Raw genomic sequence first — 11,868 nt, 5'->3', positions numbered from 1 at the left:
CTGGGCACGTATGCGCGAACAGTAACACGCGGCAGGAGATTGAGCAGATTTCGAAAACAGGCTTGTTCTTTTGGACAAAAAAACTTATAATAAAAGGGAGTCCAAGCTGATTTTGTCAGAAAAGTATAAAAAGTTGCTGTCCGCAGACAGGCATTTTTGAAGTCTAAGGTGCCGCATGAAAATAGAATGGAAGCAACCATAGATACATAGGAAGATGAGGGAAGAGATGAGGGAGAAACAGACGAGAGAGGACGCCTCCGGCGTTCGAAAGAAGCCGGCAGCTTCATCCGCACGATCTTCGGGCAGGCGGGGCACCGCAAAGAAAAGCGGGAAAATTGATGTCGGCAAGCAAAAGAAAGCGGGCAAAAATAACAGCCGGAGCGGTGGGCAGATCGTGTTCCATGCGATGGCAAGGATCTTTGGAACCATGTTCAAGACGCTTCTGGTGTGTCTGGTACTGCTGGTGATTGGCGGTGCCGGATTTGGCGCATATAAGCTGATTCCGCTCTATGAGGACTATAAAAGCCAGATAGAGGGAGTGGTGGAAAACAGTACGCTGGATACGTTCCGTTTGCAGGAGGCAAGTTATATTTATGATTCCAACGGTAATGTGCTGGCGAAGCTGACGGGAGACGAGGATTCCAGTTATTTGACGTATGACCAGATACCGCAGAATGCAGTCAACGCATTTGTGGCGATCGAGGATCGGACGTTCTGGGAAAATCCAGGCATTGATATAAAAGGTATTTTCCGTGTCGCAATCAATTACTTTTTGACTGAGGGAGCAGAAAAGCACGGCGCGAGTACGATCACCCAGCAGTTAGCGAGAAACCGTTTTCTGACCCGCGAGGTGTCGATGGAGCGGAAGATCAAGGAGATGCTGATTTCCTTAGATCTGACGAAGAAATACACCAAAGAGCAGATTATGGAGTTCTATATCAATGATATCAGCTTCGCGAACACGTACTACGGGCTTCAGGCGGCTGCAAGAGGTTATTTTGGCAAGGATGCGGATGAACTGTCCTTGAGCCAGACGGCATATTTGTGTGCGATTCCGAACTCGCCGACGTATTACAACCCGTACCGTCATCCGGAAAATGCGCTGACACGCCGCGATAAGATTCTGGAAGATATGCTGAGTATGGGATTTATTACGGAGAAAGCGTGCAAAGAGGCAAAGGCGGAGGAGATCACGGTCAACCGTCAGAGAGTGCCGCTGCACAACTATGAGACGACGTATGCGATCGACTGTGCGATTCGCTATCTGATGCGCCGTGACGGTTTTGAATTCCAGTATGGATTCCGCAGCGACGAGGCTTACAAAGAGTACAATGCCAATTACAACGAGGTGTACAACCAGGAGCGCGATGCGCTCTATACGGGCGGCTATAACCTTTATACCTCGTTGGATCCGGACAAGCAGACGATCCTGCAGGATGCATTAGATGGAGTTCTGTCCTTTGATGGCAATACATCCGAAAACGGCGTTTACAAGCTGCAAGGCGCGTCCACCGTTATTGACAACAAGACGAACCGCGTCGTGGCGATTGTGGGTGGACGCAGTCAGGAGACGGATACCTACACATTAAACCGTGCGTTCCAGAGCCCGAGACAGCCGGGAAGTTCTATCAAACCGTTGATTGTGTATACACCGGCACTGGAAAATGGTTACACATCGGAAACAAGGATTCCGAATATCGATATTGACGCGGCGAAGCAGAAGGGCGTGGATGTGAAGTCCCTTTCCGGCGAGAGGCTGGAGCTTCGAAATGCGGTCGAGCGAAGTAAAAATGGTGTGGCATGGTATATCTATGATGATATCACACCGGATGTCGGCATGGCATATTTAACCCAGATGCGCTTCGCGAGTGTGCAAGCGGCGGACTATTATCCGGCGACCTCCCTGGGCGGCTTTACCACCGGTATGACGACCGAGGAGATGGCGGGCGCTTATGCGGCGCTGTCAGACCGGGGACAGTACCGCGAACCGACCTGTATTATCAAGATGATCAATAACCAGGGCGAAGATATTTTTGAAGATTATGAATCGGTTCAGGTTTACCAGGAGAGCAGCGCCGTGCTGATGACCGATATTTTAAAGGGAGTTGTCACAAAAGGTACGGCGGCGTCGATGGGGTGGAGCGGCAATATAGAGGCGGCCGGAAAGACCGGTACGACCAACGGCAGCCGTGACGGCTGGTTCTGCGGCATGACGCCATATTATACGATGACGGTCTGGGTTGGCTACGACCAGCAGAAGACACTTTCCAGCCTGTACGGCGGCACGTATCCGGCGAAGATCTGGAAAAATGCGATGGAAAAGATGGTAGAGGGGCTTCCGGCGGCGTCCTTTGATACCCCGGAGACGGACAATGGACGCGGAGAAGGAACCTATCTGGCAGGTCATCCGGATGCATTTGAAATCACAACCAGCGGATATACCGCGGCGAATTTCAGAAGGGATCATTTGCTCTCGGATGAGGCGGCGAAGCTTCTGGAGTCTGCAAAGAGCGGCGATTCCGGCCGCAGCAGCAAGGAGTTAAAAGAAGACGCCAGCGCCAAGATCGAGCAGATCAAGAGCGAATCCATCAAAGAGCGGATGCAGCGGATCCACAAGACGGGTACGGCAGGAAAACGGTATTCAGCCCCGGCGGTGGTGCCGGAAACACCTGCCGAGACAGTTGAAGATCCGGCAGAATCTAGCACGACGATCGTGCCGGCAGGACCGGGCAGCGACATCGGACCAGGACACGGTCCGGCGCAGGAACCGGCAGTGGGTCCGGCGGCGGAGATTGGGCAGTAAAGAATTGAAAATGAGAAGAGTCATTTGATGCAGAGACATTAAATGGCTCTTCTTTGTTTTGTAGAAAAGAATTGTTCTATGAAATCTGTTCAAGATTTATGTGGAATCAATGGCGGAAGAATATTTGAATGAGAATAAAATTGACCGATTGTTTATGCAATAAGGGAAATATGGGGGAAAATGGATTGGAAATGTACAATACAATGAAATAAAACATGATAAAAGATCAATACGATTTAAAGTTCGTCAAATAAAATCAGAAAACGACTTGAAAATGAAAAAATAAAGTGCTAATATATCAGTAAGATATCTGAGATATATTAAAGAAAACAAAGTGCATGTACTAATAAAAGATTAAAAAAGAAAGGAAGGAAAAAGAGTATGGGCGACAAAATCAGATTTGGTATTATCGGCGGCGGTATGGCAGGTCCGTTAAATGCAGGAGCACTTCGGGATATCCCGGAAGCAGAGGTTGTTTCATTCTGTGACGTGAAAGAGGATGTGGCAAAGGAATTCAGCAAAGAGTACAATATTCCGTCTTATTACACGGATTATAAAGAGATGCTGAAACGAGATGATATCGATGCTGTCTGTGTAGTAACACCTCCATTCCTGCATGAGCAGATGGTTGTGGACTGTGCGAAGGCTGGCAAACACGTAATGTGTGAGAAACCAATTTCTGTCGATTGTAATGCAGCTGACAGGATGATTGCAGCATGTAAAGAAGCGGGCGTTAAATTTGGTGTTATCTTTATGTACCGTTTCATGGATCAGGCTCAGCTGATCAAGAAAGCGCTGGATGAAGGCAAGCTTGGTAAACTTCTTTCGGTTGATTGTTCTGGAAAATGCTTCCGAAGCGATGAATACTATGCTTCCGGTGCATGGAGAGGTACATGGAAAGGTGAGGGCGGCGGTTCCCTGATTAGCCAGACCGTTCATTTTATTGACTTAATGCTTTATTTAGTCGGCGATGTAGAGAGACTGACTGGTAATTATATGACAACCCTGCATCCGGATATTGAAGTAGATGACGTAGCCAACGCAATATTCAAATTTAAGAATGGGGCGTTGGGAAGCCTGGTAAGTAGTAGTGCAGTCCGTCCGGGTTATCCGCGTCACATCGAAATCCATGGTGAAAAAGGTACGATCAAGATTGTGGAAGAAGAGATCGTAGAATGGAAAGTAGAAGGCATGAACGAGGATGATTACCTGACCAAGGTAAAAGTTGACTCTGGTGATACAGCAACGGGTGCTGGCTATGTGGCAACCGAAAATCACAGAAGACAGCTTACTGATTTCATCCATGCGATCAAAGAAGATCGTGAGCCGATGGTAGACGGCGTAGAGGGAAGAAGAACACTTGAATTTATCCGTGCGATTTATCAGTCGAGCGACCTTGGTAAAGAAGTGCATTTCCCGATCCAGGAAGATGAAAAATACGGAAAGAAGACAGCTTGGTAATAAGGAGGTATAGATTATGGAAAAGAAGATGTATACAGAGACGTTGGAAAAGGTTCGCAATGATTATGCGGTTCGCAATATTGATAAATTAGAGGCAGCGATCAAAGCCGGTGATATGGAAAAAGCGCTGGAGCTGCACAAATTAAATGTAGAGAAAAAGACAGGATTTCACCATTTCGCAGTCCGCTGGGTAAATCAGACATTACGCAATTTCAAGAAATGGGCACCGGATGAGGCGATCTTTGAATGTATGGAAGACTATGCATTATGGTGCTATCCGCCATGTCTGCAGGACTGGATGGAGAAATATAAAGCGGGTCAGGCTACATATAAAGATTTCCCAATGGAAGATTTCCTGGAGAACCGTGCAGTATTATGGTCTGCTCTTCATGATAACGGCGATCAGATTTGGGAAGAGGATGAGGAGAAGATTACCTTTACACTTCCGCGTTGTAACAGCGGCGGCTGGCTGGTAACCGAATGTCAAGACAAGGTACAGACTTTAGATAAACCGGATCCAAGAGCTTATAATAAGGAAGGATTCCAGTGCTACTGCCTGAACTGTACAACCATGTGGGAGTTTGGTTGGTACAAATGGTTTGGATGGCCATTATTCATCATGGATGTGCCGACTATCGGCAGCGACGGTAAGTGTGTGATGGTTATGTACAAAGATCCGAAAGATATCCCGGATTCTTATTATGAGAAACGCGGCTTGGAGAGAAAGATCTAATGAAAAACCGGCGGCAGTTTCACAGGCTGCCGCCTTTGTAAAAACTATCCAGGAAAGGGGGATACGTTATGAAAGAAAAGGGGAACCCACTTCTCCAGATAATTCGAAATGTAAATGATGCGGTAGTAGTTGTTCTTTTTCTTGCGATGACAATTACGGTTATTATTCAGGTTTTTTTCCGTTTTGTAATACAGAGTCCTCTTAGATGGACCGAAGAATTAGCGAGATATCTGATGATATGGCTGGTATTGATGGCATCGGCGATTGCGATGAGAAATCGTTCTCACCTTCAGGTAGATGTTCTGACATCTGCACTTCCGCAAAAGCCGAAACGCATTTTGACCGCGATTGTAGATCTTTTAACGATTGTTTTCTTATGTATTATGACATATTTCGGGTTCAAAGTAGTACAGTCTACGACGGCTCAGACGTCTCCGGCGATGCAGATTCCGATGGCTTTGATTTACGCGGCATTCCCAACCGGTGGAGCTTTGATGATTATGGAACAGCTCCTTACCTTTATCGAACGCTTAAAAAACAAGAATGCACCGGAAGAACCGAGAGAATTTATAGATTAGTAAAGGAGGCTGCGATATGTTAGGATTTTTATTTATCTGTATTTTGTGTCTGTTTCTAATCGGAGCCCCTATTTTTGTTGCACTCGGAATGGGAACGACACTTTCGATTATGCTTGAGGGAAATTTCCCATTGGTTCTGGTACCACAGAGAATGTTTGCGGGTCTTGACAGCTGGCCGATCATGGCGATTCCGATGTTCATGCTGGCAGGAAATCTGATGGATCAGGGCGGTATGTCCAAACGGATTGTAGATTTTGCAAGTGCGTCGATCGGCTTTGTAAAAGGAAGTCTGGCGATGGTAGCCGTACTGGCATCCATGATTTTCGCGGCAATTTCCGGTTCAGCAACGGCTGGAACAGCAGCAATCGGTTCGATCATGACGCCTGCATTTAAAGAAAAAGGCTATAACATGAGTTTCGTAACGGTTCTGCTCTCAGCAGCAGGAAGTATCGGACCGATTATTCCGCCAAGTATCTTAATGGTTCTGATTGGATATTCCACAGGTGCATCTGTTGGTCAGTTATTCCTCGGAGGCGCTATTCCTGGAGTTATGATTGGTGTGGCACTGATGGTCTACTCCTATATTCACGCTTCCAGGGGCGGAGATGCATATATCCAGACAACCAAGTTTGATCCGAAAGAAGTACGGAGAACGATGTTTTCTGCACTTCCTGGTTTAGGACTTCCGATTATCATTATCGGTGGTATCATCAGCGGTATCTTTTCTGCAACTGAAGCAGCGGCTGTGGCGGTTGTCTATGGCTTCCTGGTAGGTATGTTTATTTACAAAGAAATTACATTGAAAGATTTACCTGGTATTTTTGTTAAGTCCGCGCAGACGGCGGCTGGCATCATGATTATCACAGGCTGCGCTTATATCTTTGCATGGTTTATCACAGCAAAACAGCTGCCGCAGCTCTTAATCCAGGTTATGAATACATTCATCACAAGTAAGACTGCATTCCTTATTTTCTTAAATATTGCGCTGTTCTTAGTTGGAATGTTTATGGAAAGTTTCTCTGCAATTATCGTTTTAATGCCGATCTTATTCCCGGTAGCAACCGCTTATGGAATCGACCCGATTCACTTTGGTGTTATTGTCTGCATCAACCTGGCGATTGGATACGTAACACCGCCTTATGGAGCAACTTTATTCGTTGCCTGTGGATTGACCGGCAAGAGTGTAAGAGAGGTATTCCCGTTTGTAATTCCTACGATTCTTGCAATGTTAGTTGTACTGATTATTGTTACATATTTCCCGCAGACCTATTTATGGCTGCCGCAGTTAATGGGATAAAAAGATGAAATGAAAGGAGGATTTATTGTTATGAAGAAAAATGTGAAACGGTTTGTAAGCATGACGATGGCGATGCTGGTGGCAGCTGGTTCTCTGGCAGGATGTGGAGGAGGCGGCAGCGCTTCCACAGGAGAGTCCGCAAAGGCAGCGGCTAATACAGGCGGTTCATCCGGTGGTGCGGTGACCGTAAAGGTTTCCTTATCACAGGCAGCAACCGAACCTCCGGTAAAAGCAGCGGAGTATTTTAAAGAGATTGTGGAAGAGCGCTCCAATGGCGAAATTAAAGTAGAAGTATATCCGGATAACCAGCTTGGCAACGAGCGAGATGTCATTGAGGGTATGCAGCTTGGCACTGTAGAGATGGCGATGACGTCGGTAGCGCCGTTCTCCAGCTTTGTTCCATCTGTTAATATATTCTGCCTTCCGTTCCTCTGGAGAGATAAGGAACATATGTATTCCGTTCTGGACTCTGACGAGATTGGAATGTCCTATAGCGGTGACTGTGAGGAGAAAGGCTTCCATCTGATGGGCTTCCTGGATTTGGGAACCAGACATATCATGACAACGCAGAAGACGATCAACAGTATCGAGGATTTAAAGAACCTCAAGATCCGGACCATGGAAAATCAGGTACAGCTGGATTCCTTTACCGCATTCGGCGCAAGCCCGCTGCCGATGGCATACGGCGAATTATACACAGCGCTGCAGCAGAACATTATTGACGGTGCAGAAGCGGCCAATACAAACTATTATTCCAAGAAGTTTTATGAGGCAGCGCCGCACTGGGCAATGGTTGGATGGACCAACGACTTAGGTATCTGCGTAGTTGCTAAGAATTTCTATGATTCTCTTTCGGACGAGCACAAACAGATTATCGATGAGTGCACCAAAGAAATGATCGATAAAGAGAGAGAACTTTATACAGCATCTGAGGATGAGTGCTTGGAACTGTTAAAGGGAGAGGGCATCGAAATCACAGAGCCGGATCGCGAACCATTTATCGAGGCAGCCCAGAGCGTATATGATCAGTGGGGCGATAAAGTAGGCGGAAGAGATAAAATTGACGCAATCGTTAATTTTGGAAAATAAAATGTGTTCAGTGACAGAGAAAGGCAAAGGTGTATATGGGATTTGATTATCAAAGTTTTTTGAATGACAAGATTTTTGAAGAATTAAACAAGATAAAAGCCTTTTCTCCGGAGGTTATTGAGCAGGAAGCGGCGGCGCGAAAAAAACCGGGATTTCCGCATGATAAGCTGGTATTTGCGGCAGCGGATCACAATGCCAGAATGATCAATGAGTACAAAGGAAATCCGATTGGTTTAAGTAATAGGCGGGAGTATTTATCCCGCCTGGTGCGGATGCTGCAGAGTGATCAGATTGATGGAATCGAGGCGACACCGGATATTATTGAAGATTTATTTATCCTCAATAAGTTGCAGCGGGAACGTGGAGAAAAGGCGTTTCTGGATGGGAAGATGCTGGTTGGCACTGTGAACCGGGGCGGTTTGAAAAATACGGTATGGGAGATGGACGATATGCCGTCCTGTTATACAGTCGATCGCCTAGTGAAACTTCGGATGGACGGTGTAAAGTTTATGATCCGTCTGAATCCGATGGATGAGCGAAGCAAATATACGGTTCGGTACTGTGCAGAAGCTGTCAATGCAGCAGAGTCAGCTGGTCTTCCAATTTTTATCGAGGCGCTGTATGTAGAAACGACGGAAACGGGGTTTACGATGAAGACGGATTCAGAGAGTCTGTGTAAGGTAGTCGGCGTGGTAGGCGCTCTTGGCTGCCGTGCATCCGGCAAATGGATTGAAGTTCCGCTGAATCATGAATATGCAGTTCCGACGGCGGCGACCACCTGTCCGGTGCTGGTAGTTCCAGACGAGGTAAAGAGTGAGCCGATTGAGGTTGTAGAAGAGTACACGAAAGAGATCGGAATCAGCAGCAATATCCGCGGAATCTTGCTGGGACGAAATGTTATGTACAATGAATCGGATCCGCTTCCAATCGCGGAAGCGATCGCGGATATCTGGCATAAGGGCGGCAACGCGGAAGAAAATTACAAGCGATGCGTCGAAAAATTATAAAAAAAATAGGGCATATCAGGTTACTGGGCATGTATGCGTGAACAGTAACTATATCAGAAACGGGGTATATACAAAAGTCTAATTGAATTTGATCCTTATTTGCGCTATTATAAAAATAAGCATTCCTGTAGACTAAAAGAAGTTGGATGCAAATCACAGATTTGTTCTACAAGAAAGATGAGGGAAACAATGCGAGTTAGTGATGTGGCATACGAGAAGATTAAGATGATGATTATTACAGCCAGACTTCGCCCCGGACAGACATTAGTAGAGGCTGAATTGATGGAAGAGCTGGGGATGGGACGAACTCCCATCCGTGAGGCACTGAATCGACTGGCATGGGAAAACTTTGTGAAAATTGTCCCGAGACAATGTATTATGGTAAATGAGATTTCCTTATATGAAGTGGAATCGATTTATCAGATGAGATTTGCTCTGTCTCCACTTGAATCAGAGCTTGCTGCTATGAATCGGACGGAAGAAGATTTAAAGCGGCTGAAAGACAGCCTGGAAGTCCTGAGAGAGGAGACAGATGCGGAAGAAAGAGTTCTTTTGGATCGAGCATTTCATAGAATTATTTCTTCTATGACTAGGAATCCGTTTCTTGAGCGGGAGATGAATAATTACCAGGATTTGAGTATTCGTCTTCTGTTTTTAAACCGGATTAATTTATCTTCGATTGATGATATGGATATTGGACATCATGAGGAAATTTATCGTTGTCTTCAGGAGAGAGATGTAGATAAATTGATATCGGTTCAGAAAGCGCATGTTCAGGCATTTAAAGAAAAATTTATCCGCTGAGAGCGGGAACTTCCCTTCGCTGAAAGGCGAAGGGAAATATAAGCCACATAAGATATATTTGAAGTATATTACTAACTCGGACTTTAAGTTGAAAGGAGACCAGCTATGAAAAAAATTGCTTTTATTGGAAGTGGAACTATGGGTACAGCTCTTGCAACGGCAGCCTGCAAGGGAATTGATCCATCGGAAGTTGTGATTACAGATGTGGTTACAGAAAAAGGACAGAAATTAGCGGACGAGCTGGGATGCAACTTTGTTGAGACCAATGGAGAAGCGATCAAGGCAGCTCATTATGTTGTGTTCTGTGTAAAACCGCAGTTTTTAAAGAGTGTTCTGGAAGAGGTGAAACCGGTCTTTGCGGCATGTGCAGAAGAAGGGCAGGAAAAAATTATCGTTTCGATTGTAGCGGGTGTTGAGGTTTCAACCTATATGAAAGAATTAGAGTTAGAAGGAAAGAATGTTCCGGTTATCCGTATTCTCCCGAATACAGCCTGCTTGATTGGAAAAGGTTTTATCCTGATCGAACAGGGCGACAGCTACACGAAGGAACAGGAGGACGAATTCCGGTATATTCTACGTGAAGCCGGTGGATTTGACAGCCTTCCGGCCTCCCAGTTTGTGGCAGGCACAGTATTAACATCTACATCCCCGGCGTTTATCGCAATGTTTGCTAATTCTCTGGCAGACGGCGGCGTTTACAATGGTCTTTTACGTTATCAGGCGAGAAGATATGCACTGGAAGGAATCCTTGGAACCGTGCAGCTGTTTTTACAGAGCGAAAAGCATCTTGAGAATTTAAAAGATGATGTGTGTTCTCCGGCTGGTCCGGCGATGATCGGTGTGAAGACACTGGAAGACCGTGGATTCCGCAGCAGCGTGATCAATGCAGTTGTCGATGCTTATAAACGATTTGATGAAATTGGAAAATTAAAATAATCGTTGCATCATCCTGAAAAAGCCCCCCTTTATATTTTTATACCACCTTAGCAGCCGGTCGGTTTCCCTGATGAAGAGAAGCCGACCGGTTTCCCATTAACTGCTTGGGATATCTGGTTTTGATAAGTGCTGTTTCCGGTACTGTGCCGGTGTGCAGCCAATGATCCGTTTGAATGTGGCGATGTAATTGCTGACCTGGTTGTATCCGACCAGTCCGGCAATCTGTGAGATGGGCAGATCGCGGTGAAGGAGGGAAACACTGGTCTGGATGCGGTAATTAGTTAAATATCCATAAGGAGTTGTGTGAAGAATATTTTGAAAAATCCGGCAGCATTCTCCGACGCTGATATTGGCTGATGCAGCCAGGTCTGAGAGCTGTAAATCATCTGCGTAATGTGCATAGATGAACAGGAGAATGGATTGTAGGCGCTGCTGGCGCAGGAGGTTAATAGAGGTAGAATTCCCACTGCTGTGAAAATTGGAAATCAACAGATTCCACATCGAGGCAATCTTAATGCAAATAGAATATTCATTGCCTTTAACCTGATTGGAAAGAAATAAATCGGTTATTTTTTTGTGCAGTCCGATCAACTCTTTTTGCCATTCGGATTCCGGGTGAATAGAGAAAGCGGAGAATTTCCCGCCGGCGGTATAGGGCAGGACGTAGTCCTGATCCATGCGGCTTCCAGGAAAAAAGGCAAGAAGGCGGTAAGGAAAATTGAGGCTTGCATAGGAGCCGTCTTCCGACATCTGTGTGACGGCATGAATCAAGGAGGTGTTGACGAAAATCAGATCTCCAGCCTGTCCGGGCAGAGAAAGATTATCTGCCTGCATTGTCAATGTTCCGCTTAGTACGAGGGTAAACTGCAGCTCATCATGCCAGTGGAAGTCGCGCAGCCAGCGTCCCGGCGGCTGCATGGAATGAATATCAGAATAGTAGACATTGACCGGAAAATCTTGATCTTGATAGTGGTTGATTTCCTGTAACTGGGAAGTAGATTTCAAAGGATCCCTTCTTTCTATAAAAATTCAATATGTTAAGATTTTGGTATTTTTAGTTATTGATATTGTACCATTTCCACATAAGAATTGCTATACTTTTAAACGAAAAGAGATTTATAGCAGGTGCTAAAAAATAAATCCCACAGAATGGGAATGTG

The 11,868-nt window shown here is 45.8% G+C and carries 10 protein-coding genes; 9 read left to right on the top strand and 1 reads right to left on the bottom strand.

The window, feature by feature from the left end; translation table 11 throughout:
* The first annotated feature begins 226 nt into the window (after window positions 1-226).
* From DWY89_RS05195 to proC, 9 genes are all read left to right on the top strand, one after another.
* Entirely contained in the window at window positions 227-2,803 is a 2,577-nt protein-coding gene (locus tag DWY89_RS05195; protein ID WP_242995738.1) for a transglycosylase domain-containing protein, read from the top strand.
* Window positions 2,804-3,184: 381 nt separating this feature from the next.
* Window positions 3,185-4,264, top strand: a complete 1,080-nt coding sequence (locus DWY89_RS05190) for a Gfo/Idh/MocA family oxidoreductase (RefSeq protein WP_118467179.1) — start codon at window positions 3,185-3,187, stop codon at window positions 4,262-4,264.
* A 16-nt stretch (window positions 4,265-4,280) separates the two neighbouring features.
* Window positions 4,281-4,997 carry a hypothetical protein gene (locus DWY89_RS05185; RefSeq protein WP_107001111.1) on the top strand — a complete coding sequence of 239 codons (717 nt, stop codon included), beginning with the start codon at window positions 4,281-4,283 and terminating at the stop codon, window positions 4,995-4,997.
* A 68-nt stretch (window positions 4,998-5,065) separates the two neighbouring features.
* Window positions 5,066-5,575, top strand: a complete 510-nt coding sequence (locus DWY89_RS05180) for a TRAP transporter small permease (protein WP_118467181.1) — start codon at window positions 5,066-5,068, stop codon at window positions 5,573-5,575.
* Between the two features lie 16 nt (window positions 5,576-5,591).
* Entirely contained in the window at window positions 5,592-6,872 is a 1,281-nt protein-coding gene (locus DWY89_RS05175) for a TRAP transporter large permease (RefSeq protein WP_118467183.1), read from the top strand.
* 30 nt (window positions 6,873-6,902) lie between these two features.
* Window positions 6,903-7,961 (top strand): TRAP transporter substrate-binding protein, encoded by a 1,059-nt coding sequence (locus tag DWY89_RS05170; RefSeq protein WP_182426606.1) that lies wholly within the window; start codon window positions 6,903-6,905, stop codon window positions 7,959-7,961.
* A gap of 35 nt (window positions 7,962-7,996) precedes the next feature.
* Window positions 7,997-8,968 (top strand): hypothetical protein, encoded by a 972-nt coding sequence (locus DWY89_RS05165; RefSeq protein WP_107001107.1) that lies wholly within the window; start codon window positions 7,997-7,999, stop codon window positions 8,966-8,968.
* A 189-nt stretch (window positions 8,969-9,157) separates the two neighbouring features.
* Window positions 9,158-9,772 (top strand): GntR family transcriptional regulator, encoded by a 615-nt coding sequence (locus DWY89_RS05160; RefSeq protein ID WP_181357223.1) that lies wholly within the window; start codon window positions 9,158-9,160, stop codon window positions 9,770-9,772.
* A 105-nt stretch (window positions 9,773-9,877) separates the two neighbouring features.
* Window positions 9,878-10,708: a pyrroline-5-carboxylate reductase gene (gene proC, locus DWY89_RS05155; RefSeq protein ID WP_107001105.1), complete on the top strand. Its 831-nt coding sequence runs from the start codon at window positions 9,878-9,880 to the stop codon at window positions 10,706-10,708.
* Window positions 10,709-10,804: 96 nt separating this feature from the next.
* Here the strand turns inward: proC and DWY89_RS05150 are convergent, their stop codons facing one another.
* Complete coding sequence (locus tag DWY89_RS05150) at window positions 10,805-11,713, bottom strand: AraC family transcriptional regulator (RefSeq protein ID WP_118467187.1); 909 nt, start codon at window positions 11,711-11,713, stop codon at window positions 10,805-10,807.
* Window positions 11,714-11,868 lie beyond the last annotated feature (155 nt).

Origin of the sequence: Clostridium sp. AF27-5AA, from assembly GCF_003478415.1 — a bacterium.
In the GTDB taxonomy this organism is placed as follows: Bacteria; Bacillota; Clostridia; order Lachnospirales; family Lachnospiraceae; genus Otoolea; species Otoolea fessa.
Note: the sequence above shows the minus strand (reverse complement) of the source record. Positions and strands in the feature narration are given on the sequence as shown.